Source organism: Jiangella asiatica (assembly GCF_004349065.1).
GTDB classification, from domain to species: Bacteria; Actinomycetota; Actinomycetes; order Jiangellales; family Jiangellaceae; genus Jiangella; species Jiangella asiatica.
Window position 1 is genome coordinate 21951 of record NZ_SMKZ01000007.1, and the last position, 24525, is coordinate 46475.

Below are 24525 nucleotides of genomic sequence, written 5' to 3' on the forward strand. Positions count from 1 at the left end.
CGTTCGGTGGGCCTACTTCTGAAGGTGCTCCCGGAGGGCGGTTTGTGACAAGGGGCGTCGGGTCAACGGTGGGCGAGCGGGGTCTGCATCTCGACGATGCGCCATTCGTCCGTCGTGGAGTCGCGGGCCAGGAAGACGAACCACTGATGGACCATGAGATCGCCGTTCCAGGCGTCGCGGCCGACCGGCGTCACCCGCACGTAGAACCGTCGCTCCGCCTGGGTCGCGGTGTCGGGCCGGTCGACGTCGGTGGTCTGTGGCTCGATGGAGTTGATCGAGGCGAACGCCTGGTGCTCCGCCCACAGCTCCCAGTCGCGCTGGACATCCTGGGCCAGCCCTTCCAGGTCGTACGCCGACGACGCGTACTCCTCGGTCAGCCAGGCCTCGGCACGGGCCATGGCATCGCTGGCCGAAGCGTCACCGGCGGTGTCGAAGCTGTATGCCGCGGTCAGGGCGGCGAGGGCCACCGCGGACGGGTTACCGCCGTCGACGGTGACCGGGTCGGGCACGACCACCGGCTCGGGCAGCCGCATGCCGGGTGGCAGGGTGGGGGTCTGACGGGGCGCGGGAGTCGGCGCCGCGGTCGGGGTGTCCGTCGGCTCCAGCGGCTCGTCCTGGTCGGCGGGCGGGTCCGGCGACCCGTCCGCGGTGGGGCCGGGCGTCGTCGCTGCTCCGCTGCCCTCGTTGCCGGCTCCGCCACCGCTCGCCCCGCTGCCACCGGCCCCGTCGTCGTCCGTCGTCGGATCCTCGGCCGGTCCCTCCCCGGCGGTGACCCCCGCGGAGCCGCCGCTGCCACCGTCGTCGTCGGGACCGGAGAGGACCAGCACGAGCCCGACCACGGCGAGCACCGCCGCGGCCCCGATCAGCAGCCGCTGCGAACCGAGGCGGGCGCTCATGGGTTCATCCGGCCGTAGCCGACGACCGGGCCGCTCGGCCCCATGGTGAATGTGCCGGACGAGCGCTGTATGCGGTTGCTCTCGTTGCCGCCGACGGTGACCAGCGTGCGGCTGGCCTCGTCGACCTCGACCACGATGCTCACGTGACCGGAGTAGATCATGACGTCGCCCGGACGCGGCGGCTTGGCCGGTCCGCTGCCGGTGACGGGGATGAACTCCTGGCCGCGCCCGCCGGAACGGAACCACGCCTCCATGCCGATGACGGCCGGTATCTGCCAGTCGTGTCTCCAGAAGTACTGCGATGTTCCCGAGACCGCTTGGAACGGTATGCCGGCTTCCAGGAACACCCAGCTCACGAAGTCGGCACACCACTGCTCGCAGCCGCTGGCGATGTAGGTGTCGCTGATCCGCGGGCCGCAGTTGCTGCCCATCGGCTGCTCCTCGATGCCCTTGGCGTACTCCTGCTCGGCGATCTGCACGACGCCGTCCAGGCCACCGCCGGTGCCCCCGCCGCCGCAGCCGGTCCAGCCCCCGTCACCGCCGTCCTCACCGTCGCCGATGTCCATGCCGTATGGCGCGGGGTACGTGGCGAGGCCGCCGTAGTCGCCGACGCCGCCCTGGGTGAAGTTGGACGAGATCAGCGCATGGACGTTCTCGACGTAGCGCAGCGTCTCGTTGTTGTTCCAGTTGCCGGCCGGTCCGGCGTTGTAGCTGGCCGCGGAGTAGACGAACGTGCCCGGCTCCCAGCGATCGACGTCGCCCAAGGGCGTTTGCGCCGTGACGCTGCCGTACAACGCGTCGGCATGGGTGAACAGGTTGCCCGCGGTGTAGATGGCGTCCCAGGGATCCATGTAATCCGGTGGTCCGCCGTCGGCGCTGTACTTGTACGCATCCCACGTTCCCGCGCCCAGATTGAACTGCATGGGGCCGTGACAACACGCAGAACTGGGCCAATCGGTGTCCAGCGGTTTCCACTGGTTGCCGTTCTCGGTCAGGTAGACGGCGGCCAGGTAGGCGGGGTCGATCTGGAACTCCTCTCCGGCCGCGGTGAAGACCTCCGCCCACGGCTCAGGCACGTTGACCATGGTCGCCGAGCCCGTGCAGACGTCGCCGCCGGGCTCCATGACGCACTCCGCACCGGGAGCCCGGTCGGTGATCTCGCACCAGATGGCCATGACCGTGGCGACCGGGATGAACGCGATGGTCGCGGCCGCACCCACACTCAGGGCGACGGCGAGCGCGATGCCCATCAGCCACTTCTTGCCCGTGCTCGTGCCGCCCGGAGGCCGCGCCGGCGCCGCGCCCGTACGCGCCGCGATCGCGCCGGCGACCACCGAGCCCTGTGCCATACCCTGCCCTCCGTCCGGGCGTCCCCGACGGCGGCTTGCCGAGGACACCCATGTAGGTCAGGCAGGGTGGAGTTCTGTGACAGGCGGCGCCAGGCGGAACATGGGATCGGCCCACCGGGCTACCGCGGCGCTGTTGCCTTCAGGACCGATCGGCACTCCACGCGACAGCACGAGCACACCGTCCGACGCCTACCGGCTCCACTCCGGGGTGGGCCTGCGCCGATCGATGATCGACGACGTGCCGTAGAAGACTGCGACGTACACCACCCACGTCGACATGACCAGGCCGAACATCCACCGCTCGTCGGTGGTCGCGATGTCCCAATAGGCCAGCGGCCAGCCCGCCAAGCTCACCGCGACACCGAGGTGCAGATACTCCAGGCCATTCGGCGGATAGCGGATCGAGATGTACGCCACGAACCCGTAGGCGGCAACGAGCACCGCGACAGCGATCGGATAGTGCAGGGCGGCGCCCAGAGCATCCGCTCCAGCCGCGTCCGGGCGGATGAGGTCGTGGCCGAAGACCAGGACGCAGGCCAGGACGAGGAAGAGGGCGGCAGCGACCGCGTATCCGACCCGCAGCGCGACCGTTCCGCGCTCACTTCGGGCCCACAGCGTCAACGAGCCGGGCTCTCGCGCTCCGAAGCTGTCCTCGTATCGCCTAAGCTCCTGGCGGGCGCCGGCCAAGGCCATGTAGCCGACGAGCATCGCGTTGTAGAGAAGCCACAGCAGGACACCGGCGACGTAGGACCAACGCGCCGCACCACTGGCGATGTCCCAATACGCGATCGGCCAGGCCACCACCGCAGCCGTGAACGCACCATGAACCACGAGCAGGCCACGCGCGGACGCAATCCAAGCCAGACCGAGGAGCACGATGTACGCGAGGGTCACGACCAGCCGGACCCCGGGCCGATCCGCGTACCAGCCCAACAGGTCTGTGCCGGCCGATGCGGGCTGGAGCGCACCGGGGTTGTAGAGCAGGAAGGCAATGCCGATGACGATGCTGGCGACCAGAGCACCGGTCAGGGTCCGGAAGGCGACTCGACCACCTCGGCCATGGGCCCATGAGTCCGGCCTGTCCCGCTCAACTGATGCGGTGCGATCGTCGACGTTCCAGGTGGTCTCGTGACCCCAGCCGCCGTCAGCGTCGTGTTCACCCGACTCGGACTGGTGCCGGTCGTGCGGTGCTTGTTCTCGGTCCACTTCGCGCGGTCGCTCACCATGACCAAGCTGAGCGTCGTAGTCGGCGCGCCGGCCCGGATCGCTCAGCGTCTCGTACGCCGCCGTGAGCAGCCGGAACATGCCGCTCGTACCGCCGACATCAGGATGCGCTGTTCGGACGGCTCGCCGATAGGCCTCCTTGATCTCGGCGGAGCTGGCCGTGGGTGGCACATCGAGCAGTTCGTAGTAGTCGAGCTCGGACACGGTCAACCCAATCGTCGAGGGTCGCCCGATGCCGGCGGCAGCGCCACACGACGATCGCCTTCCACGGCCAGCGTGGCCGCGCCTTGGGTGGAAAGGACCAAAACCTCCTCGGGACCGAGCCGGGCGGTCAGCGCCTGGACGTGCCATGGCGTCGCGGCGAGAACGGCCTCCGCTCGTCGCTCGGACCATCGCCGCGGCACTTCGATCTGCCGCTTCGCATGGACTGCGATCATCACCCGGTCAGTCGCACGGAGGACGCCGGCCTCCTGCTTCCAAGGCCTGCCCTTCTTCGCGTACTGGAGCAGGAACTCGTCGTCGAAGGACGGATGGTGCACGGTGTCCAAGATCTGGCGGCGGACCGGCTGAGGTAACACATCCAGAACACCAGCACCGCGGCGGTCGTCGTCCATGCCCCGCTCGTCGGAGTCCCGGCGAAGATCGGCGTCCACGGGAACAGTGCCGGCGCGGTCCTTCACCTCGCCCACGAACGGGAATCGCCGGACCGTCAACCGCCATGGCGGACTCGTCTCGACGCTTCGCGCAGGTCGAACGGCCTCGACGATCGTCAAGATGTCGTCCTCGACTGCCCAGGCATCCGCACGTTCGACCTGTTCTCCGTCCCAGCTCACCACGTCCGGGCGGTTGGCACCGCCGACGATCGCCTCGAAGGGCTCACATCCAGCGTCAGCGAGGGCGAGGAGGACGACAGCGGGCACCTGGTCCCACGTCTCCCACTCCGACACCGACGCGGATTCGAACTCGACGTCAAGGGTGGATGCGGATCTTCCTGGCTCGACGGCGGAATCCGTGGACGATGGGCGCCGCTGTGGCGCGTCACGCCTCCTGCGCTGCAATGCCGACATGCTCTGTCGTCCTGTTCCGCCCGAGCAGTGATGGATCAACCCTAGGGTGCTGACGTGAGGCTGTCATTCGTCGTCGACCTCAGCTGAGATCACCTGCGCTTGACTGAACACCGCTTCGGCCTCGTCGAAGACGGCAAGTGACGACACGATGCCCGTGTTGATCACACGATCCACCTGGTCCAGCGTTGGCTCAGGTCCGAGGTCAACGGTGACCTCGGTGTGGAGTCCGACGAGCTGATCCTCGACCCGCGCGAAGACCTTGGGCCAGACACGTTCAGAGTTCCATTCGTTGGCGAAGAGCGCCGCCGCCGAGTGGTCCTCGACAGGAAGAAACCGTTCCCAGACGGCGTGGACCTGGAGGACGTCGGCCCGCCCGTCGGTGTCGACCAGGGCGCCGAAATCGAAGAAGCCGTTCTCCCACCTCCCGATGAACTCTCCGTCGTCTTCGACATACACGGCCGCCATGTGGTCCAGCACGGCGCGGACGAGGTCACGCACCTGTCCGGGCAACGTGCCGTCGGTCCGCGTCGTGGCATCGCTCACTTCGCCCGTCCTTGCGGGGGAGGCGGCCTGGCGACGCAGGACGTAGTCGTCCGACGGCGGAAGCTGCGCTCGTAGCCTGTCGAGCTGGCTCATGTCAGATCTCCTTCCGTCCGGCTGACACGACGATCAAACTCGGCCATCACCTGCGCCGTCCTTCCTCCTGCGGCGTGCCTCTCGCCGGGCGTTCTGTTGATCCTCCCGGATTCGCCGCCATCTGTCCTGCTCCTCGAGCCTGCGGTCACGCGCATCCGCGACGACCCGCTGCTCCGGCGTCAGCTGGCTCTTCTCGTCCTGGCTCTGCGTATGGTGATGACGGTTCAGCCGCCGGCGTTCTGCCTGCATCTCCGCGATGAGCCGGCGACGCTCGGCCGGCGCAGGGTTCGCGCGCTCCGCGCCGAATCGTCCGCCGCTGATCCTGGCGAGACGTTCCGCGCGGCGCGTGTCACGATCGAACTTCCGCAGCCGTGCTTGATCACTGCGCTGAGCACGAGCCATCTCGGCACGCCGTCGCTGGGTGTTGATCCGGTTGACGGCCGCGTGGTTGCCCTGCCTGAGATGCCGCTCCACCCGAACCCGACGGGCGAACTCGACGGGTCTGCCGGCTTGGTTGGCGACGAAGTCCCGAGCTGCTCTGCCCGCGTACGACTTGGCCGCCGCGGCGCCGCCCTTGGCGACCACGGAGCCGCCGCCGGTGGCCCAGGCGAGGCCGACCTGACCGGCGAGTTGGGAGGTTCGCCGGATGACGCCTTGCAGGCGGCCCTGGCCGGAGGAGCCGCCGACGTTCCGAGCCGCGTCGCTGACGGTGTTGAACCGTCCGGCCAGGCGGGCCATCCCGCCGCCCTGGTTGGGCATGATGCCAGGGCCGCCGCCGAAGCCGCCGCCTCCCCCGCCACCACCGGCGCCGGCTCCGAAGCGGGAGGACATGGCCGCCGCGACCCGTTCCTTGGTGTCGTTGACCGCGCCGCGGCCGCGCCAGAAGAGGACGATGCCAGCGACGAGGAGGAGGTCGACCAGCAGGAACTTGCCGATCTGCGCCCACATGGCGGTGCCGCCGTCCTCGATCGGGGATTCGCCCGACGACATGAGGTAGGTGAGGGCGCTGAGGAACACGCCGAGGAAGACGATGCAGAACATCAGCATCAGGACGGTGGCGAACAGCTGGCCGATGTTGCGCCACAGCGCCGAGCGGGCGCCGCCGGGGAGGATCGCCAGCATCAGCGTGACCAGCAGCTTCACGCACTGCACCAGCGCAGAGATGCCGGCGATGAACACCACGCAGGCAATGATCAGGATCAGCACCGCGAGGATCGTCACGGCCGGCTGGACGGCCAGCTGGGCCATCCAGCTGTCCGGGCGGGCCATCTTCGCGAACGCGTCGACGTCGTCGGCGACGCAGCTGCCGACGACCTTCCAGACCTCGGGGTCGTAGTTGACCGGCTCGTCGCCGGTGCCGCCCCACCAGGTGCCGGGGTCGGTGAGCTCGGAGCCGGTGTCGACCCCTTCGGCGGCGGAGCCCTCGCCGGATAGCCCGTCGAGGGCCTCCTTGAGGTCGTCCTTCGAGGTGTTGTTGCCCGCGTGCGACAGCGTGATGACGTACGCCTGCTCGCATTCACCGTCGAGGACCCGGCCGAAGTTGACCAGCATCGCCGGGTGGTAGAGGAAGGTCTCGAGGATGCTCTGGCCCGGTGAGCTCGGTTGCTCGGCCGATCCGGGCAGCTCGTCGAGGTCGGCGGTGAGGGTGTCGACCAGGTGGTTGGCGGTGTCGCGCGCGTCGTAGAGCAGCCCGTCCTCGTTGCCACCGAGCAGCCAGGTGACCGGGCTGAACGGGGTGAGGTTGTTCTCCGGGTGCTCGCGGTCGTAGCTGATGGCGGCGAGGGCGTAGTTGGCCACGATCACCGATATCAGCAGTTGCACGATGCCTTTGCCCCACATGCCGCGGGCCATCCAGATCACGCACACGAGTGCCGTGACCATGAGCATCGTGACGTAGATGTTGAGGTTGGTCAGCAGGCCGGCCACCCAGTCCTGGACCGCGCCGGCGAACCCGGCGAACCAGTCCAGCCAGGTCATGTCGAGGACGAAGTCGGTGACCCACGCCAGCGCGATCACCTGGAACTGGTAGATGGCCCAGGTGATCGTCATCAGGACCTTGAAGATCAGGTGAAAGGGGTCCGTGATGCCACCGGCCAGGCCGAGCTGCACGTGGAAGGCCGACAGCTCGCAGCTGCCGGCTGGGGCCAGGTGCTGGCCGCCCAGGCCACCGCCCTCGCCGACGCGGCAGGCCTCGGCGACGATGACGACGGAGTCGGCGACGATGCTCATCCCGGCCCCTAACCCGCGGCCTTGGTGGTCACGCCCGGCTCCAGCTCACCGGCGGCCCGGTGTCCGTTCCGCCCGCGCTGCAGCGCGGCCGCCGCGTCGGACCCGGGCTCGACGGCGTCGGGCTCGGCGTCCCAACCGCCCGGACCGACGGCCCGGCCTCCGATGACGACCTCGGGGGGCGACGTCTTCATCGCCTCGAACCGCTCCGGCCGCGACGGCGGCATGACCTTGATGCGGGCGACGTTGCCGAGTGCGTCACGCATGAGTGCCTCACCGCGGCGCATCTCCGGGACGCCGTCAGGGCCCACCGGGCTGGTGTGCTCGGTGATGAGCGCCACCAGCGACTCGTCCTCCGGGTCGAGGTCGAGCCAGCGCAGCCCGCGCTTGGCCAGGGTCTTGTCGCGGTGTCGCATGAGGATGCGAGTGGGGATCAGGCCCCGCAGGGTGGCATCGCCGAAGTCGCTCTCGGGGTCGTGGCTGCCCAGCGCGACCGCCGCCTGGTGCTTGCGGCCGTCGCGGACGAACAGGGTGATCTCGCGCTCGCCCTCCGGCGATGCGGTGACGTGGTGTGCCTCGTCCACGATGAACAGCGCCAACTCGGAGCGGTCGCCGAAGCAGACCTGTCGGCTCATGCTGGCCATCAGCGCGTACATGGCCCGGCCGAAGATCTTCTCCAGCTTCATCTGCTCGAACAGGTGGGCGTGCTGCAGTTCGTCGCGGTCGGGCAGCTCGAGCGTGCGGGTCCAGAAGACGATGGCGCGGTCGCTCAGCTCCACCGGCGGGAGCGAGGAGTCGAAGATGACCCGGCCGAACTCCTTGCGGGCGAACACGTTCATCAGCCGGCCGAGCTCGTAGGCGCCGTCCAGGGTGCAGCTCTCCAGCAGGTGAGCGGTGAGGTTGCCCAGCCCGCGGATACCGTGCCGGGTCAGGTAGCCGACCTCGAGCACCTCTGACAACAGGACGCCGCGCTCGGACGTCGGCGACACGTTGAGCAGCGGGGTCAGGAAGGACTGCGCCACCCGCGAGCCCGTGTGCCGGTCGAACACCCGGAGTGGATCCATGCTCATGGTGGGGTCGACGACGGAGACGATGGTGGGCGTGGTGAGCGCCTGGGCCATGGTGACCCACTCGCCTGACTCGGTGCGGTCCAGCGCGATGAACCGGCCGCCGCGGTCGACGGTGTCGGCGGCGATCTTCTTGAGCGCGACCGACTTGCCCGCACCCAGCTCACCGGCGACGGCCAGCGAACCGGAGACGTCGAGCCGGGTGGTGGCACCGGCAGGGTCGTGGTGGACCACTCCGGTCTGGCCGGTGGAGATGTTGAGGGCCAGCAGGGTGCCCTTGTTGTCGCCGACGTCGGTGGTGACGATCGGCACCGATGCGGAGAACGAGTGCGACGTGGTGATCTGGGCGAACTCGCGCACCGACTTCGCCAGCGGCGTGCCGGGGAGCATCGCCCACCAGAGGTCCTCCTGGTTGCCCAACGGGTGCATCAGCTTGAACCCCGACGCGCCGTAGAACGCCTGCAGCTCCTTCGCCTGCTCCATCACCTGCTCGCCGGTACGCCCGGCCACGCAGAAGATGACGGTCGCCTCGACCTCGACCTCGAGGTCGTCGGCGGACAGCAGCGCCTCGTACTCGGCGAGGTCGCGGGCGGACCGCTCGATGGCGTGCATGCCGGTCGAGAGCTGGCCCTCCTGCTGCAGGAACTGGTCGTTGAGGTTGGCGACGGCGCGGCGGTTGCGCGCGATGACCTCCTCGCGGGTCCGAGTGTGCAGCCGTACCGCCCAGTCGACGTCGAGGCCGGAGTCGTCGACGCGGCCCAGGTACTCGCCGCCGGGGAAGACCATGCCGTCGGCCGGGGTGTCGGCGAGCGCCAGCAGACCCTGGTACGACACCGCGTCCGGCTGATCGGGCTGGGTGATCTTGACGTACTTGCGGCGCAGCGGGTTCCAGGACTTGAGCTGCTTGCGGTCGAGCTCGGACTGGCCGCCCTCGTCGATCAGGGCGTCCGGCCAGAGCACGCCGTGGCGCGGCAGCACCGCGGCGTCGTGGTCGGCCTTCGTCTCGGGCAGGTCCATGTCGGCGAAGAGCCCGCGCTGCAGCGTGTGCTGGTACAGCCAGACCAGCTGCGCGACCGAAGCCTGGCGGGGCCGGAACACCCCAGGGATGCCCAGCTCGATCTTCCTGGCCTGCTCGACCCGGGACTTCAGCTCCGCCGGCGAGAGGCCCTGACGGGGCAGCGCCAGCTGGTCGCGGAAGTCGTCGACGGCGGCGTGGAACGACTCGCCGAGGTTGCCGAACCGGCCGCGGTTGCGCAGCGGGACGCTCAGCCAGAACGTGCGCTGCCCGAGCGCCAGCTCGTCGAGCGTGTCGAGGGTGGCCTCGCACTCCGCCGCCCACTCCGGGCACTCCTCCAGCGGGATGCCGTTGATCATCCGTTCGACGATGGCGGCCGGATCGAGTGCCGCGCACGCTCCGATGAGCAGCGCCTCGCCGGGCAGCGACCGCAGCAGTGCCTGGTGCGCCGCCCGGACACTGTGCTTGTCCTTGTCAGGGCGGAAGCCGTACGGGAGGGCCTGCAGGCGCCAGGTGGCCCACACCGTGCCTCCGCGCGACCACAGCATGTGACCGGCCATCGCACGAGCCGGACTACGCATCGTTCATCACCCCGTCATCTCCTGGAACCGCCCCTGCGGGCTGGGTGGGCCGGCGTGCGGCCTTCGGGGGCGGATGGTGCTCCGGCACCGTCGTCGGCGGGCAGCAGGGCGAGCAGCGCCTGGACCCCACTGAGCGGACCGGTCACCGGGACCGGCGCCGCCTCGCCGACCCGCTCGGCCTCGACCGCCGGGATCGCCCGGTCGAGCTTGCGACGCAGCCCGGCGGGCATCTGGCCGATCGGCTGTACCTCGGGCTCCATGCCGGCCCAGGGTTCGGTGTCGGGCAGCGGCCCGAGGTAGACGTTGACGCGGTGCCGGACCCGCCGCGGGCGCCGGAACCGCACCGGCTTGCCCTGGTACCGGCCGGTGACGGGCGCGTTGATCGCCCGGTACAGACCGAGCAGGGCGAACAGCGGGTTGCGCCCGTTCATGGGCAGCCGGCCGATCAGGAAGACCACGCCGAAGGCCAGGCCGAACAGCACGGCGACGTTGCCCAGGCTGCCGAAGACGCCCCACGTGTCGATGGTCAGCCCGCCGACGACGATGATCGCGATGGCCGCCAGCAACTGCTGGACGGTGTACGGCCCACCGGGGATCTTCGTGCCGTCAGGCATCCGCCCCAGCAGCTGCGGGAACTTCCGGGCACGGGTGTAGTACTTGACGGTCTCGAGTTCCTCGGCGTCGTCGGCCATCGCGAATCACCTCCGTTCGTGGCTCGGTCGTGGGCGGACGGGGTCAGCCGACGTCGACGTACGTGGACGCCGGCGCTGACCCGGGCAGGTCCTCGCCGACCGTGTCGCTGACGTCGGTGACGTTGAACACGAGCCAGATGAAGACGCCGGCCGCCAGCGCCGAGACGACGATGGTGCCGATGGCGAACTTCGACTGGACCGCCTTGTAGACGACGAACAGGATGGCCACGGTGATGGCGACCACGCGCAGAACGTCCTGCAGGTCGGTGGCGGTGGTCGACGTCCAGTCGAGCAGGCCGGCGTGGACGACGGTGTTCGACGAGGCGAGGTCGGGTGCCGTCGCCGCGAGAGTGGTGATGAGGCTCATGGCTCCTTCTCCTTGGATGCGGGCTGATGGTGCGGGTGCTCTAGGGCGACTCGGTGGTCGACCCCGGTTGCGCTGGGTCTGATCCGGCCTCCCTCGTCGGTTCGTCGCTTGGGTCCTGGGACGAGCTGCCGGACGAGGGGCTGTCCGAGCCGCTCGTCCCAGGGGTCGGTCTGGTGGGCGTCGGGATCGGCACGGGCTCGGCCAGTGCCGGCGACGTGCGCAGCTCGGCCACCTCCCACCGGCCCTGCCGGGCCAGCAGCTCCAGGGAGTACTGCGCGCCCAGCTCCTCGCCGTTGGAGCCGCTCAGCGTCACGTTGGCCTGGACCTCGACGCGCTGGCCGTCCTCGGGCTCCTCGGCCGGCGCGTCCTCGCCGGTGGCCACGATGTTGGTGACCTGGACGTCGGCGTACGGGACGGGGTCGAGCACCCGGAACGACGTGCCCGGGTTGCTGTATGCCTCGAGCTCGGCCTGGTCGCCGGTGACGAGCATGGCGGTCAGGAAGTTGGAGACCCGTGCGAACGCGGGGTGGTCGGACGGCAAGTCATGGACGTAGGCCGACTGCAGCCGGTCGAACTCTGCGGGCGCCGGCACCGGCGCCGGCAGCGCCTGGGCGGTCATGCGGCCCTCGACGTACAGGACGGGCAACTGGAAGTAGAGGCGGCCGGAGGTCACGCGCTGGACCGGCTCGGCGTCGTCCTCGCCATCGGCCGGCGCGGCGGTGGCCGGCGCGTCGGTGGTCGCGGCTGGATCGGCCGCGGCCTCAGCCTCGACCCGTCCCTCGGTGGCGTCGACGCCGACGACGACGGACCACAGGCCGCTGTCGTCCTTGACGATCTCGGCCACCGCCGAGCCGTTGGTGGTCCAGGGCACCTCGGGCCGGTTCTGCGGCAGATCGCCGTAGTACGCCCGAAGCTCGGGCGCCTGCTCGGCAGGGGTCTCGAGCCACGCGACGACGGCCCGCTCGGCGAACTCGCTCACCGCGGCGGCCTCGCCGATCCGGTCGACGTAGCCGTCCTGGCGCACGATGGGCTGCTGGTCGGGCAACAGCACCTGCATGGCCAGCGCGAGCGGGCCGGCGATCAGCGCCGCCCACAGCAACCCGACGATGACGCGGGTGGCCATGCCGGAGCCGGCCGTCCAGGTGTGCTGCTCCGACGACGTGGTCTCGCCCTTCGGCGCCGCCGCGTCGTCGCCGGTGTCCTTGGGTGGCCCGAAGCCCCAGTTGATCTTCATGGTGCAGGGTCCTCGTGAGCGGGGTCGGCGGCCGGGCCGATCGCCTCGGCCGCCCACGGCTCACGCAGCTCCGTCACCTGGAACAGGCGCTCGAGGGCCTCCTGCGCGCGATCGGCGTTGGCGCCGACGGCCTCGTGTAGGCGCTTCGCGGCCTCGCGGTCGAACGGGTCGGCGATCAGGTGCGCGAGCTCGCGGTCGATCGCCCGCCGCGCGGCCAGAACCGTCGCCGCGTCCATGAGGGACTGCCGGTTGCTGAAGCGCTGTTCCATCTGAGGGCTCCTCCGTCGGCAGGTCGTTGACGGAGTAGGTGTCGCGGAGTGCCGTCTTGTGACGGGTGGATGGAGCGGACTTCGCCGCGGGCCTCCCGAACGCCCAGCGAGCGCGAACCGGGCAATCGGGACGTTCCGGTATCCGGGCAAGCTCCGGCCGGGCGTTGCCCGCGCGCGGGCAAGAAGGCGAACCACCCTGGGGGCAGGTCGGGCAAGACGCTCGGCAAGGGCACCTGACCAGGGTGAGTCTGTCGATCCACCCCGGAGGAGACAGACATGCCGACCGCCATCACCACCCGACCCGGCGACACCGCCCACGACACCACGTGCACCGGCGCCCGTCGCCGCTCCGACGCCAGCCTCGTCGGGCAGCTCAACGGCGAGTGGGTCCGGCTGTGCGACGACCCAGCTACCGAGGTGGTCGTCGAACGGTGGGCGGACCGGTACGAGGCGCTGGCCGGCAATGCCTGCCTCTCCGACGTCGAGCGCGCGGTCGTCGCCGCGACCGGCGAGCGGACCGACGAGATCCTGCTCGCCCTACTACGGCTGGCACGAGACGGCGACGGACTCGCCGGCCGGACCGTGCTGCAGGTCATGCTCGGCAAGGCGGTCCGCATCGCGATGACGCGAGCCGGCCGGGACTCACGGACCAGCCTCGAGCACACCGCCGTCGCCGCGCTGTGGACGATCATCGCCACGTACCCCGTCGAGCGGCGCCCGGCGAAGGTGGCTGCGAACATCGCGATGGAGACGCTGCGCGCCGTCACCACGGAGCTGACGCACCACCATACCGAGACGCCCACCAGCCCGGACGTCCTGGACATCAGCGCCACCGCGGCGCCGGCCGCGCAGGAGCGTCCCCCGGCGGACTTCGAGCTGCTGAACCTGCTGACGTGGGCGGTGGACCAGGGCACGATCACGGCCGCGGACGCGACGCTGATCCTGGACATCTACACGCCGGCTCCCGGCTGCGACGGCGGCCCGGCAGCGGCGCAGCGGCACGGCTTGAGCTGGGCGGCGGCCCGGCAACGGGCCAGCCGGGCACTGCGCAAAGTGGCGCGGCGCATCCACGACGACGTGCCACTGCCGCTGGCGGCCTGACCGCACGGCCGCGCGCCCGCGCCACCTTCCGCCTATTTCATCGCGACCCGATCTCACCGCCGAGCCGGCGGCCGGCGCCGTCGTGCGGGGCCTGTATGGGGCATGTAGTCGCCCGATGGCTGCCAAGACTTAACAATTCGCGGCCTATGCAGTTTTGTGTCCAGTCACATACCCTCATGGACGAGGCGGGTCTCAGGGCGACCCGGTCTCACACCTCTTCCCCGGGAGGCTGGCATGACCCACTGTATTTCCCGCGACGCCGCCGCGCGCGCCGTCCGGCACGTTCGAGGCGCGCCCACGGCGGGTTCCAGCCTCCCCACAATGGACCCGAGACCACCCGCGCGATGACCCCCGGCAACCCGGAGGCGTCCGCGAACGGGCCGGCCATGGCTGCCGACCCGGCGGCCGGCTCCGGTGCCGGCGTGCCGGGCCAGCGGCTGCCCGCCGAGACGTTCCCCGGCCGGCCGATCGAACCGTCGCCGCTGGAGCCCGCGCCGCCGCAGCCCACTCCACCGACGCTGACCGGGCCGACGCTGACCGACCGCGGCCCTCTTCCGGAGGATCCGGCAGCCGGGCCCGCGCGAGTCATCCGCCCCAGCGTCGTGCACGTGCCCGCGTCGCTGCTGCCGCTCATCGTCGCCGAGCGGCAGCGGTCCGGGCGCTCCAACGGTCAAATCCTCATCGATGCGATCGAAGCCGGGCACGAACACCTGGTCAAACTGCACAATGAGTCCAACAGCATCGGAGGTCGCCTCTTCACAGCCCGCACAGCGAAGCCCCGGTTACCGGTGGCCCAGCCCTTGTCCCCACTCAACATCCGTCTGTACGAGCAGGACTACGAGGTGCTCGACAGGCTCGTCGACGAGCTCGGCGCAGGCTCCCGCAGCCGTCTGGCGACCCTTGCACTTGCCCGCTACCTCGATGGTTCCGCATGATCGACATCAACTTCCCCGGATAAAGCACCAGGACGGCAACGATGAGTTCGCCCCCCACCCATCAGCCGGCTCCCGACGAGGTCGACGACCCAGACCTCGAGATCGCCGAGTCCAAGCTCGGCCCGGCCGTGGCGGCGCCGCCCAAGCAGCGCCGCCGCCCCGCCCTGATCGGGCTCGGCGTGGCGCTGGTCGCCCTCGGCGGCCTGGGCGCCGCCTGGCTGGCCACCAGCGTCAGCAACACCGTCGACGTCATCGCGTTGCGCAACGACGTCGCACGGGGCGAGATCATCGAGGCGAGCGACCTCACCACGGCGAGCATCAACGCCGACCCCAGCCTCGAGCCCATCCGCGCCTCACGTACCGGCGAGATCGCCGGTCAGTACGCCACCAGCGACCTCAGCGCCGGCAGCCTCCTGACGGAGGGCAGCTTCGACGACGTCCTGCAGCCGGGCGAGGGCGAGGCCATGGTCGGCGTGGCCGTCACCGCCGCCCAGCTGCCGGCCGAGCCGCTGCGCCCGGGCGATGTGGTCCGCATCGTCGACACCCCGAACGCGCAGGACGAACCGCCGTCGGGCGCCCCCGACTCCATCGAGGCCACCGTGGTCCGATCGTCGCTGGACGAGGAGTCCGGCCAGCGCATCGTCGACGTCGTCCTGCCCGAGGTCCGGGCTCCCGACCTGGCCGCGCGCGTCGCCACCGGCCGCATCGTCATCGTGCTGATGGCCAGGGCGGGAGGCGACTGATGGCGGTCGTCGCCCTCACCTCGGCTCGCGGAGCACCCGGCGTGACGACGACGGCGCTGGCGATGGCCATGCTGTGGCCGCGGCCGGTCGTGCTCGTGGAGGCCGACGTCGCGGGCAGCAGCAGCATCCTCGCCGGCTACCTGCGCGGCACCGTTCCGCCCGACCGCGGCCTCGTCAGCCTGGCCGTCTCGCATCGGCGCGGCGTGCTGGACGACCGCTTCTACGACCAGACCATCGGACTCATCGAGAACCGCGTCCGGCTGGTTCCCGGGCTGGTCAACGCCCAGCAGGCGGCCAGCATGGACAAGCTGTGGTCGCCACTGGGCATGGTGCTGGCCAACCTGGAACGCACCGGCACCGACGTCATCATCGACGCGGGGCGGCTGGGCATGCAGCACGGGCCGATGCCGCTGCTGCGCTCCGCGGACGCCGTCCTGCTGGTCACCCGGACCACGCTGCCGGCTGTCAGTGCCGCACGCGCCCGGGTGCACCTGCTGCGTGAGGATCTCGTCGAGCTGGGTCAGGGCGACGACACGCTGGCGGTGCTGCTCGTCGGCGAGGGTCAGCCCTACCGGGCCCGCGAGATCCGCTCCGCGCTGTCCACCCCGGTGCTGGCGGCCATGGCGTGGGACCAAGCCGCCTCGGACTCGCTGAGCCAGGGCGCGGCGTACGGGCGCAAGTTCGCGGCGGCGCCGCTGTTCCGCAGCACCCGCGTCGTCATCGGTGCCGTGCACGAGCTGATCGAGCGGCACCGGACCCGGCTGGCTCCCGCGCCGGAGACCCTGATGGAGGAGCGCACCTATGGCTGACCCCACGAACGCCGCGGCGAGCCTGGAGAACCTCCCGCTGTTCGCCGAGCCGGAGGGCGGCCAGGGTTCCGTCGACGACTGGGGCGACGGCCACATCTCGCTCAGCGGCCCGGCCGGCCAGAGCGACCTGCGCCGCTCCCTGCAGGCTCGCCTTGCCTCGGCCAGCGCCGTCGGCCAGCGTGGACCTGCCGCACCGGCGGGCATGCACGCCCGGCGAGCCTCGGACGGCGAGCTCACCGCGCTGGAGCGCAACGGCGCCACCCTGCGCCGCGGCCCTGGCCGCGGCGAGGTCGACTGGGGCCTGGTGCGGGCCTACCGCGAGCAGGCGGCCGATCAGCTCGCCCACGCGCTGCGCAGCCGGGAGGGCCTGGACGAGGGCGGCCGGCGGGAGCTGGGGCGCAGCATCGTCGTCGAGCTGCTCGCCGACCACGCCGAGCGCGCACTCACCAAGGGCCTGCCGATCATCACGCCGGACGAGCAGATCCAGCTCGCCGAGGCGATCATGGCCGCGCTGTTCGGCCTCGGCCGGCTGCAGCCGCTCGTCGACGACCCAGACATCGAGAACATCGAGATCAACGGGCACGACAACGTCCACCTCATCTACAGCGACGGCCGCATCGTGGTGGGCCCGCCGGTCGCCGACAGCGACGAGGAGCTGATCGAGACGCTGTCGTTCCTGGCCACCCGCACCAGCGCGAACGAGCGTCCGTTCTCGCCGTCCAACCCGCGCCTGCACCTGCGGCTGCGCGACGGTTCCCGGCTCGCGGCCACCGCGTGGATCACGCCGCGCCCGGTGGCCGTCATCCGCCGGCACCGCCTGACCGACATCGGCGTCGACGACCTGGTCGAGCTCGACATGCTCAGCCCGGCCGCGGCGGCGTTCCTCACGGCCGCGGTCCGCGCCCGCAAGAGTCTCGTCGTCTCCGGAGCGCAGGGCGCCGGCAAGACCACGCTGGTCCGGGCCCTCACCAACGAGCTCGATCCGATGGAACGCATCGGCACCATCGAGACCGAGTACGAGCTCCACCTCCACGACATGCCGGAACGGCACAAGCGCATCGTGGCGTGGGAGGCCCGGCCAGGCAGCGGCGAGCGCGGGCCCGACGGCCGCGCCATCGGCGAGATCACCCTCGACGACCTCGTCTACGACTCACTGCGCATGAACCTCTCCCGGCTGATCGTCGGAGAGGTCCGCGGCCGCGAGGTGCTGCCGATGTTCAAGGCCATGCAGTCCGGCGCCGGCTCCCTGTCCACCACGCACGCGCACTCCGCACGGGCCGCCATCGAGCGGCTGGTCACGTGCGCGATGGAGGCCGGCCAGCACGTCACCGAGTCGTTCGCGTACCGCCAGATCGCCGAACACATCGACATCGTCGTGCAGATCGAGCTCCACGACGACAGCCACGCCGGTGGCAAGCGCACCCGCTACATCAGCGAGATCATCGCCATCGAGCCGGGCGAGCACGGCCTCCCGGCGATCACCGACGTGTTCCACCCCGGGCACGACGGGCACGCCGTCCCCGGCACGCCGCCGATCTGGCTGCCGGACCTCGAACGCGTCGGCTTCAACCCGCGGCTGCTCGACCACGGGAGCGTCCCATGACCCCGTTCGCGGCCGCGCTGGCCGCGATCCTGGTGCTCGGCGGGCTGATGCTGGTCGTCGTCGGCCTGATCCCGCAACCGGCTCAGGCCCGACCGGCCACGACGAGCCAGCGAGTCAAGGCGCGGTTCGTCAGCGCCACCGGCGGCCGCAACGCCGCCGCCCGCCAGCTGCGGGTGCTCCTGGGCATCGGGCTGGCCGGAGGCATGGTGGGCTGGCTGCTGACGGGCTGGCTGATCCTGGTGCTCCTGGTTCCGGCGGCGCTCATCGGGCTGCCCGCACTGCTGGCGCCCCAGGCGTCGGCCACTCCCGTCGCGAAGCTGGAGGCGATGGAGGAGTGGACCCGCTCCCTGGCCGGTGTGCTCACCGTCGGCGTCGGGCTCGAGCAGGCCATCACCGCGACCATGAAGTCCACGCCGGACGCCATTCGGCCCGAGGTGACGACCCTGGTGGCACGGCTGCGTGCGCGCTGGCCGACGGTGGCCGCGCTGCGCGCGTTCGCCGACGACCTGGACGACGCCACCGGCGACCTGATCGCGTCGTCTCTGATCCTCGGGGCCACCCGGCGCGGTGCCGGGCTGGCCGCCGTGCTGGAAGGCCTGGCCTCGACCGTGGCGCAGGACGTCCAGGTGCGCCGCAAGATCGAGGCCGACCGGTCCAAGCCGCGCACCACGGCCCGGATGGTCACCATCATCACCCTGGTCGTGCTGGCGTTCATGACGTTCAACAGCGGCTACATCGAGCCGTACGGCACGCCCATCGGTCAGATCGTGCTCATCGTCCTGCTCAGCTGCTACGTCCTGTGCCTGCTGTGGATGCGCCAGATAACCCGGCCCAAGCCGCTGCCCCGGATCATGGGCTGGGACCTGCGCACCCCGGTGCCCGACCGGACGGAGGTCGGCCGATGATCTGGGAGCTCGGCATCCTCGCCGGTGCGCTGGCCGGCCTGGGCCTGACGCTGGTGGTGCGCGAGCTGGTGCCGTCCCAGCCGCACCTGCGGGCCACGCTCTTCCGGCTGCACGACACCGGCACCGAGCCGACTCGACGACTCGAGGCGCAGCTCACACAGTCGTCGTCGCTGTTCCAGGACCGCATCGGCCGGTTCCTCGAGCAGCGGCTGCCGACGCTGGTGGGCTTCCGGCTGCCGCGCCAGGAGCTCGACCTGCTGCGGATCCCGGCATACCGCTACTTCGGCGAGAAGGCCCTGTGGGCGCTGCTGGGCCTGGCCTTCCCAGCCATCCTGGCGCTGACCCTGCGCATCACCGGCGTCTCGCTGCCGTTCACCGTGCCGGCGTTCGTCGGCCTCATCCTCGCCGTCGTCATGTGGTTCCTGCCGGACATCGAGACCCGGCAGAAGGCCAGCAACGCCCGCGAGGAGTTCACCCGCGCCCTTGGCGCCTACATCGACCTCGTCGCGCTGGAGCGCGCCGGTGGGGCCGGCTCCACCCAGGCGCTGGAGAACGCCGCCGAGGTGGGCGACTCATGGGTGTTCCAGCGGCTGCGCGAGGAGCTGGCGCGGGCCCGATGGTCGGGCACCACGCCGTGGGAAGGGCTGCACACCCTGTCGGTGCAGCTCGGCCTGAACGATCTGGACGATTTGGCCGACATCATGCGGCTGTCAGGAGAGGAGGGCGCCACGGTCTACGAGAGCCTGCGCGCGCGAGCCAGTGGACTGCGCGACGCGACGCTGTCGGCAGAACACGCCCGAGCGAACGCCGACAGCGAACGAATGGTCATGCCAGTCGCCCTCCTGGGCGTCGTTTTCATGGCTCTACTAGCTGCTCCGACGGTGATGCGTATGCTCGAATGATTTTTGACCTGTTGCTTCCATTGCCGTCGGCCGGCGGCCCGTCGTCGGGTCTTCCGCGTCGGTAATTCTCCAGGTCCCGACCGTCACAGAAGTCTCCCCGGACATGCCTACAGATGTGACGGGTTGGGGACAGCCCGCACCCCCGAGAGGAACCACGCCAATGCTGCAACTCCAGACATGGATGACGGTCCTGTCCGCCGAGCTGCGCGACCGCTACGCCGAGATCACCGAGCGCCGCCGCGAGCAAGGAGCCACGACGCTCGAGTACGTCGTGATCGCCGCCGCCGTGTTCGTCGCCGCCGTCGCGCTCGTCGGCATCATCATCGGCGTCATCAACCGCGAACAAGCGAAGATCCAGTAGCGTCATGAGCCGCCGGCCACCTGACGAGCGTCGTCGGCCGCGTCGCCGCCTCCCCGGGCGTGGCGAGCGCGGCGCGGCGACGCTCGAGCTGGTGGTCCTGTTCCCGGTCGTGCTCCTGATCACCTTCGGCGTCATCGAGGGTGCGCTCTGGTACCACGCCCGCAACGTCGCGCTCGCTGCCGCCGAAGAGGGCGTCCGGGCGGCCACCACCAGCGGTGGCTCGCTCGACGCCGGTGTCGCCGAGGCCCGCGACTTCGCCGCGCGGGCCGGCGCCGACGGCGTCCTCAGCGGCGTCGCCGTCGCCGGCAGCGGCGGCGAGATCGAGGTCACCATCACCGTCGAGGGGTCGTCGCAGAGCCTGTTCCCCGGGTGGTCCGGGCACCAGATCTCGCAGACCGCCAGCGGTCCCGTCGAGCGCTTCACCGGGCCGGACTGACATGGCCGGGCACGCGACGAGCAGGGAGCGCGGCTCGGCCACCGTCGAGCTGGCCGTGGTGGCGCCCGGTCTGCTCATGATCATCGCGCTTCTGGTGCTGGGCGGCCGCGTCACCATCGCCGGTGGTTCGGTCGAGCACGCCGCGGCCGAGGCCGCGCGGGCCGCGTCGCTGGCGCGCACCGAGGCCGACGCGCAGACGCGGGGCCGCGATGCCGCCGAGGCCTCCCTGAACGAGCAGGACCTGCTGTGCGTGGGCGGCCCGGTCATCGAGATCGACACCAGCCAGTTCGACCGACCACCGGGCGAGCCGGCCACCGTGGCCGCCCGGGTCACCTGCCAGGTCCAACTCTCCGACGTCGCCATCCCCGGCCTGCCCGGGTCGCGGGAGATCACCGAGACCGTGCGCAGCCCGCTCGACACCTACCGGATGCGCGGATGAGCGCGCGGGGGTGGCGGCCGAGCCGGCGCGACGGTGTCCGTGGCGGCGGGCACGACCATGAGCGCGGCGCCGTCGCCATCTTCGCCGTCGTCATCGTCATGGCGCTGTTCCTGGCGATCGGCCTGGTCGTCGACGGCGGCGGGCGCATCCGGGCGATGCAGCGCGCCAACGCCATGGCCGCCGAGGCCGCCCGCACCGGTGCTCAGGCCGTCATCGTCGACGGCGCCGGCGCCGGGCACCCCACCATCGATTTCCCCCAGGCCTGCCAGGCCGCGACGTCCTACGTGACGCAGGCGGGTGGGCAGCCGGTCGACTGCCGGCGCGTCAACGACACCACGGTCCAGGTCGACACCGTCGTCACCTACGACAACGTCTTCCTGTCCCTGATCGGAGAGCCGACGTCCCAGGCCACCGGCACCGCGCAGGCGCGGCTGGCTCGCGGCGTCGGCACCGAGGAGTGAGGAGAATCCCCGTGCCTACTCGGACACATCGCACCGCCCGCCCCAGGCGCACGGCCGGATCCGTCCTCCGCGGCCTGGGAGCGTTGGTCGTCATCGTCGCCGTGCTGGTGGGCATCCCGCTGGCGCTGCTCGCGATCGCCGGCAACCCCCTGCCCGACACCATGCCGAGCTGGGACGACGTCACCTCCGCGCTGACCTCGCCGGACGACGGCACGCTGTTCCTCGAGGCGTTGGTGTGGATCGCCTGGCTGGGCTGGGCGACGTTCGCGGCCAGCGTGCTGGTAGAGATCCCGGCGGCAGTCAGCGGCCGCCGGGCGCCGCGGCTCCCGGCGCTGCGGTTCCAGCAGCGGGCCGCGGCCGGGCTGGTGGCCGCGGTCGCCGCCGTCTTCGTCGTCGGCCCGGTCGGGGTCGCGACGGCGACCGCGCCGGCGCAGGCCGCCACACCGACCGCCACGCCCACAAGCCAGGCCACGCCCATCACCGAGGCCACCCCGGCCCAGGCACCCGCCGCCGCGGCCTCCCCAGCCGTAGAGACGGCTCAGGCGGCACGCACGACGGCACAGCCCACTCACGCCGTCCGCTCCGGCGAGTCGCTGTGGCGGATCGCCGAGCAGCACCTGGGCGACGGGGCCCGCTGGCCCGAGATCGCCGAACTGAACTACGGCCGCCCGCAGCCCGGTGGCCGGACCCTCGACGGCACCCACTGGATCGCACCGGGCTGGCAGCTCCTCCTGCCCGCGGACGCCGCGCCCCCGGTGGCCGACACCGGCGCCGCCCCGGCGCAGCACGTCGTGGTCGAAGGCGACACCCTGTGGGGCATCGCGGAGCAGCACCTGGGTGACGGCGCACGGTACCCGGAGCTGGTCGAGGCCTCACGCCACACCGTCCAGCCCGACGGCGACCACCTGCGCGACCCGGATCTCATCCGGCCCGGCTGGACCATCACGGTTCCCGGCGCCAGTGCCGAACCCGCCGGTGGGACACCTGAGCAGCCGCCGGCACAGGAGCCGGTCGCGCCGCCCGAGCAGCCACCGGCCGACGAGGCACCTTCCCAGGACGAGCCGGCCGCCGAAGCGCCCGCCGAGGAGCAGCCTGCCGACGAGCAGCCCCAGGTGAGCGGCCCTGGCAGCCAGACCGTCGCCGACTCCGACCTGCCGGCGGTCCCGGTGCGCACCACCGCCGGCGTCGGGGCCCTGCTGGCCGCCGGAGTCCTGGTCTACCTGGCCACGAAGCGCCGGTCCCAGCAGCGGCGGCGTGAGCCCGGCGAGCGCATCGCGATGCCAGCGGGCGCGCTGGCCGACACCGAGCAGGAACTGCGCGGCGTCGCCGACCCCATGAGCGTCGAGCTGGTCGACCTCGCCCTGCGCCGGCTGGCGGCCGAATGCGCCCGGAACGGCACGCCGCTGCCGCCGCTGCGCATCGGCCGGTTGACGTCGGATCAGTTCGAGCTGTACCTGACCGAACCGGCCCAGCTCCCCGAACCGTTCGTCGCCACCGACCAGGGCCATGTCTGGTTCCTGCCGGCCGGCGCCCGCGACCAGCTCGACGCCGACGAGCTGCGCGACGTGCCCGCCCCGTACCCGAGCCTGGTCACCGTCGGGCACGGTCCCGAGGACGGTCACCTGCTGCTCGACCTCGAGCGCCTCGGCACCCTGGCCATCGCCGGCGAGCCGGAGCCGTCGCAGGAGGTCCTGGCCGCCCTCGCGGTCGAGCTGGCCACCAGCCCGTGGGCCGACGACCTCCAGGTCACACTGGTCGGCACCTGCCCCGAGCTGGCCAGCGGACTCGATACGGGCCGCATCCGTCAGCTGTCCTCTGTCGGCAGCCTGCTCGACGAGCTGGACCGTCGGGCCCGGCAGGACCGCCAGGCGCTCGCGGAGTCCGGCGCCTGGTCGCTCGACGACGCACGGGCGAAGGGTCTGGCCGCGGCCACCTGGACACCCGAGATCGTGCTGCTCGGGCAGCCGCTCGACAGCCGGCAGCGGGTCCAGCTCGCCGAGCTCGTCGAGGCGCTGCCCAGGGTCGCCGTCGCCGCCGTCACCAGTGGCCGCAGCGCCGAGAGCAGCTGGTCGCTGGAGCTGTCGCCCGACGACCCCGACGCCGCGGTCCTGCGACCAGTCGGCGTCGACGTCCGGCCGCAGCGGCTCGACCAGCGGCAGTACGCGCAGATCCTGGACCTGCTCGGCATCGCCGAGCGGCCAGCGTCGCGCCCGGAGCCCAGCCTTCCCGACACCACACCTCCGGCGCCGCCGCCAGCCGGTCACCGCGAGGCCACGGACCCCTTTGTCTCGCCCGGGCCGGGCCTGCTGCAGAGCCTGGAAGCCGAGTTCGGGCACGACGAGCTCGCGAGCCCGGCCGCCGGGTACGACGCCACGGCGGGCGAGATGGCCGGCGGCGACGGTCCCACCATCCTGCTGCTGGGCCCGGTCGAGGTCGAGGACGCCACCGGCCCGGTCGAGCAGTCGAAGTACCGGCAGCTCACCGAGATCGCCGCCTACATCGCGCTCAACCCCGGTCGCGGCCATGCGGCGCTCGACGAGGCCATGTGGCCGGGCAGCCGGGTCACGCAGAACACCAGGAACACCGCCATCTCCAAGCTACGGCGCTGGTTCGGCCGCGACCGCAACGGTGACGACTACCTGCCCCGGGTCGACTCCGGGTACCGGTTCAACCCCGGTGTCACCACCGACTGGGACCAGTGGACGTCGCTGGTCGGCCCGGATCCGGCGGTGGCCGGGAGCCGCCAGCTCGTGGCGGCGCTCGAGCTGGTCCGCGGCCAGCCGTTCACCGGCGTCAACCCGCGCCGCTACGGCTGGGCCGAGCACCGCAAGCAGGAGATGATCTCCACCATCGTCGATGCGGCGCACGAGCTCGCCCAGCGGGCGCTGCGCGGCGGCGACGCGCACCTGGCGCGGAAGGCGGCCACGATCGGGCTGCAGGTCGAGCCGGGCATGGAGCTGCTGTGGCGCGACCGCATCCGGGCCGAGCACCTGGCCGGCAACCGTCCGGGCATGGACGAGGCGGTCGCCAGGCTGACCGCCATCAGTGCCGACCTGGGCGACGACCTCGAGGAGGCGACGGTTCGGCTCATCGCCGAGCTCTCGGCCGTGCCGCAGCGTCCGAGCGTGCCGGAGCGCCTCTGAGGTCGTGTCGTCGCGCAGACTGGAGCAACGGGGCAACCGGCAGACGGCAGGCGCGGCCGCCGTC

The 24525-nt window shown here is 71.4% G+C and carries 23 protein-coding genes; 12 read left to right on the plus strand and 11 right to left on the minus strand.

Annotated features, from left to right (window positions below):
• Positions 1–62: 62 nt before the first annotated feature.
• The 11 genes from E1269_RS06985 to E1269_RS07035 form a co-directional block, all read right to left on the minus strand.
• Positions 63–896: a hypothetical protein gene (locus E1269_RS06985; protein ID WP_131892784.1), complete on the minus strand. Its 834-nt coding sequence runs from the start codon at positions 894–896 to the stop codon at positions 63–65.
• Complete coding sequence (locus E1269_RS06990) at positions 893–2245, minus strand: CHAP domain-containing protein (RefSeq protein WP_131892786.1); 1353 nt, start codon at positions 2243–2245, stop codon at positions 893–895. The genes E1269_RS06985 and E1269_RS06990 overlap by 4 nt, the downstream gene beginning before the upstream one ends.
• A 189-nt stretch (positions 2246–2434) precedes the next feature.
• Positions 2435–3673 carry a J domain-containing protein gene (locus E1269_RS06995; protein ID WP_131892788.1) on the minus strand — a complete coding sequence of 413 codons (1239 nt, stop codon included), beginning with the start codon at positions 3671–3673 and terminating at the stop codon, positions 2435–2437.
• Between the two features lie 2 nt (positions 3674–3675).
• A complete protein-coding gene (locus E1269_RS33290) occupies positions 3676–4083 on the minus strand; it encodes a hypothetical protein (RefSeq protein ID WP_131892790.1) in 408 nt (135 codons plus the stop codon).
• Positions 4084–4599: 516 nt separating this feature from the next.
• Positions 4600–5172, minus strand: coding sequence for a YbjN domain-containing protein (locus tag E1269_RS07005; RefSeq protein WP_131892792.1), 573 nt, complete (start codon positions 5170–5172; stop codon positions 4600–4602).
• A gap of 33 nt (positions 5173–5205) precedes the next feature.
• Positions 5206–7401, minus strand: a complete 2196-nt coding sequence (locus tag E1269_RS07010; protein ID WP_131892794.1) for an MAP7 domain-containing protein — start codon at positions 7399–7401, stop codon at positions 5206–5208.
• Positions 7402–7409: 8 nt separating this feature from the next.
• The gene (locus tag E1269_RS07015; RefSeq protein ID WP_203433071.1) at positions 7410–10061 is read right to left on the minus strand and encodes an ATP-binding protein; all 2652 of its coding nucleotides are present in this window, start codon (positions 10059–10061) and stop codon (positions 7410–7412) included.
• Between the two features lie 14 nt (positions 10062–10075).
• Positions 10076–10753, minus strand: a complete 678-nt coding sequence (locus E1269_RS07020; protein WP_131892796.1) for a hypothetical protein — start codon at positions 10751–10753, stop codon at positions 10076–10078.
• 43 nt (positions 10754–10796) lie between these two features.
• Positions 10797–11120, minus strand: coding sequence for a hypothetical protein (locus E1269_RS07025; RefSeq protein WP_131892798.1), 324 nt, complete (start codon positions 11118–11120; stop codon positions 10797–10799).
• A 40-nt stretch (positions 11121–11160) separates the two neighbouring features.
• Positions 11161–12354 (minus strand): conjugal transfer protein, encoded by a 1194-nt coding sequence (locus E1269_RS07030; protein ID WP_131892800.1) that lies wholly within the window; start codon positions 12352–12354, stop codon positions 11161–11163.
• Positions 12351–12623 carry a hypothetical protein gene (locus E1269_RS07035; RefSeq protein ID WP_131892802.1) on the minus strand — a complete coding sequence of 91 codons (273 nt, stop codon included), beginning with the start codon at positions 12621–12623 and terminating at the stop codon, positions 12351–12353. Before E1269_RS07035 ends, E1269_RS07030 begins: the two co-directional genes overlap by 4 nt.
• A gap of 276 nt (positions 12624–12899) precedes the next feature.
• On the opposite strand from E1269_RS07035, the gene E1269_RS07040 reads away from it, so the two are divergent.
• The 12 genes from E1269_RS07040 (at position 12900) to E1269_RS33745 (ending at position 24461) form a co-directional block, all read left to right on the plus strand.
• On the plus strand, positions 12900–13724 hold the full coding sequence (locus E1269_RS07040; protein WP_131892804.1) for a hypothetical protein: 825 nt from the start codon (positions 12900–12902) through the stop codon (positions 13722–13724).
• A 386-nt stretch (positions 13725–14110) separates the two neighbouring features.
• The gene (locus tag E1269_RS07045; RefSeq protein WP_131892806.1) at positions 14111–14659 is read left to right on the plus strand and encodes a hypothetical protein; all 549 of its coding nucleotides are present in this window, start codon (positions 14111–14113) and stop codon (positions 14657–14659) included.
• Between the two features lie 41 nt (positions 14660–14700).
• Positions 14701–15402: an SAF domain-containing protein gene (locus E1269_RS07050; protein ID WP_131892808.1), complete on the plus strand. Its 702-nt coding sequence runs from the start codon at positions 14701–14703 to the stop codon at positions 15400–15402.
• Positions 15402–16211, plus strand: a complete 810-nt coding sequence (locus tag E1269_RS07055) for a CpaE/TadZ family protein (protein ID WP_131892810.1) — start codon at positions 15402–15404, stop codon at positions 16209–16211. Before E1269_RS07050 ends, E1269_RS07055 begins: the two co-directional genes overlap by 1 nt.
• Positions 16204–17814, plus strand: a complete 1611-nt coding sequence (locus tag E1269_RS07060; protein ID WP_131892812.1) for a TadA family conjugal transfer-associated ATPase — start codon at positions 16204–16206, stop codon at positions 17812–17814. The genes E1269_RS07055 and E1269_RS07060 overlap by 8 nt, the downstream gene beginning before the upstream one ends.
• Complete coding sequence (locus E1269_RS07065; RefSeq protein WP_131892814.1) at positions 17811–18719, plus strand: type II secretion system F family protein; 909 nt, start codon at positions 17811–17813, stop codon at positions 18717–18719. The genes E1269_RS07060 and E1269_RS07065 overlap by 4 nt, the downstream gene beginning before the upstream one ends.
• Positions 18716–19621: a type II secretion system F family protein gene (locus tag E1269_RS07070; protein ID WP_131892816.1), complete on the plus strand. Its 906-nt coding sequence runs from the start codon at positions 18716–18718 to the stop codon at positions 19619–19621. The genes E1269_RS07065 and E1269_RS07070 overlap by 4 nt, the downstream gene beginning before the upstream one ends.
• 160 nt (positions 19622–19781) lie before the next feature.
• A complete protein-coding gene (locus tag E1269_RS07075) occupies positions 19782–19982 on the plus strand; it encodes a hypothetical protein (protein WP_131892818.1) in 201 nt (66 codons plus the stop codon).
• 4 nt (positions 19983–19986) lie between these two features.
• Positions 19987–20418, plus strand: a complete 432-nt coding sequence (locus tag E1269_RS07080) for a TadE/TadG family type IV pilus assembly protein (RefSeq protein WP_131892820.1) — start codon at positions 19987–19989, stop codon at positions 20416–20418.
• Between the two features lies 1 nt (position 20419).
• On the plus strand, positions 20420–20857 hold the full coding sequence (locus tag E1269_RS07085) for a TadE family protein (protein ID WP_131892822.1): 438 nt from the start codon (positions 20420–20422) through the stop codon (positions 20855–20857).
• A complete protein-coding gene (locus E1269_RS07090; protein ID WP_131892824.1) occupies positions 20854–21318 on the plus strand; it encodes a hypothetical protein in 465 nt (154 codons plus the stop codon). The genes E1269_RS07085 and E1269_RS07090 overlap by 4 nt, the downstream gene beginning before the upstream one ends.
• A gap of 11 nt (positions 21319–21329) precedes the next feature.
• Positions 21330–24461, plus strand: coding sequence for an AfsR/SARP family transcriptional regulator (locus E1269_RS33745; RefSeq protein ID WP_131892825.1), 3132 nt, complete (start codon positions 21330–21332; stop codon positions 24459–24461).
• The last annotated feature ends 64 nt before the right edge of the window (positions 24462–24525 follow it).

Bases quoted from the DNA above. Each gene is read 5' to 3' on its own strand.
- E1269_RS06985 (WP_131892784.1), bottom strand. From the start codon at position 896: ATGAGCGCCCGCCTCGGTTCGCAGCGGCTGCTGATCGGGGCCGCGGCG.
- E1269_RS06990 (WP_131892786.1), bottom strand. From the start codon at position 2,245: ATGGCACAGGGCTCGGTGGTCGCCGGCGCGATCGCGGCGCGTACGGGC.
- E1269_RS33290 (WP_131892790.1), bottom strand. From the start codon at position 4,083: ATGGACGACGACCGCCGCGGTGCTGGTGTTCTGGATGTGTTACCTCAG.
- E1269_RS07005 (WP_131892792.1), bottom strand. From the start codon at position 5,172: ATGAGCCAGCTCGACAGGCTACGAGCGCAGCTTCCGCCGTCGGACGAC.
- E1269_RS07010 (WP_131892794.1), bottom strand. From the start codon at position 7,401: ATGAGCATCGTCGCCGACTCCGTCGTCATCGTCGCCGAGGCCTGCCGC.
- E1269_RS07015 (WP_203433071.1), bottom strand. From the start codon at position 10,061: ATGCGTAGTCCGGCTCGTGCGATGGCCGGTCACATGCTGTGGTCGCGC.
- E1269_RS07020 (WP_131892796.1), bottom strand. From the start codon at position 10,753: ATGGCCGACGACGCCGAGGAACTCGAGACCGTCAAGTACTACACCCGT.
- E1269_RS07025 (WP_131892798.1), bottom strand. From the start codon at position 11,120: ATGAGCCTCATCACCACTCTCGCGGCGACGGCACCCGACCTCGCCTCG.
- E1269_RS07030 (WP_131892800.1), bottom strand. From the start codon at position 12,354: ATGAAGATCAACTGGGGCTTCGGGCCACCCAAGGACACCGGCGACGAC.
- E1269_RS07035 (WP_131892802.1), bottom strand. From the start codon at position 12,623: ATGGAACAGCGCTTCAGCAACCGGCAGTCCCTCATGGACGCGGCGACG.
- E1269_RS07040 (WP_131892804.1), top strand. From the start codon at position 12,900: ATGCCGACCGCCATCACCACCCGACCCGGCGACACCGCCCACGACACC.
- E1269_RS07045 (WP_131892806.1), top strand. From the start codon at position 14,111: ATGGCTGCCGACCCGGCGGCCGGCTCCGGTGCCGGCGTGCCGGGCCAG.
- E1269_RS07050 (WP_131892808.1), top strand. From the start codon at position 14,701: ATGAGTTCGCCCCCCACCCATCAGCCGGCTCCCGACGAGGTCGACGAC.
- E1269_RS07055 (WP_131892810.1), top strand. From the start codon at position 15,402: ATGGCGGTCGTCGCCCTCACCTCGGCTCGCGGAGCACCCGGCGTGACG.
- E1269_RS07060 (WP_131892812.1), top strand. From the start codon at position 16,204: ATGGCTGACCCCACGAACGCCGCGGCGAGCCTGGAGAACCTCCCGCTG.
- E1269_RS07065 (WP_131892814.1), top strand. From the start codon at position 17,811: ATGACCCCGTTCGCGGCCGCGCTGGCCGCGATCCTGGTGCTCGGCGGG.
- E1269_RS07070 (WP_131892816.1), top strand. From the start codon at position 18,716: ATGATCTGGGAGCTCGGCATCCTCGCCGGTGCGCTGGCCGGCCTGGGC.
- E1269_RS07075 (WP_131892818.1), top strand. From the start codon at position 19,782: ATGCTGCAACTCCAGACATGGATGACGGTCCTGTCCGCCGAGCTGCGC.
- E1269_RS07080 (WP_131892820.1), top strand. From the start codon at position 19,987: ATGAGCCGCCGGCCACCTGACGAGCGTCGTCGGCCGCGTCGCCGCCTC.
- E1269_RS07085 (WP_131892822.1), top strand. From the start codon at position 20,420: ATGGCCGGGCACGCGACGAGCAGGGAGCGCGGCTCGGCCACCGTCGAG.
- E1269_RS07090 (WP_131892824.1), top strand. From the start codon at position 20,854: ATGAGCGCGCGGGGGTGGCGGCCGAGCCGGCGCGACGGTGTCCGTGGC.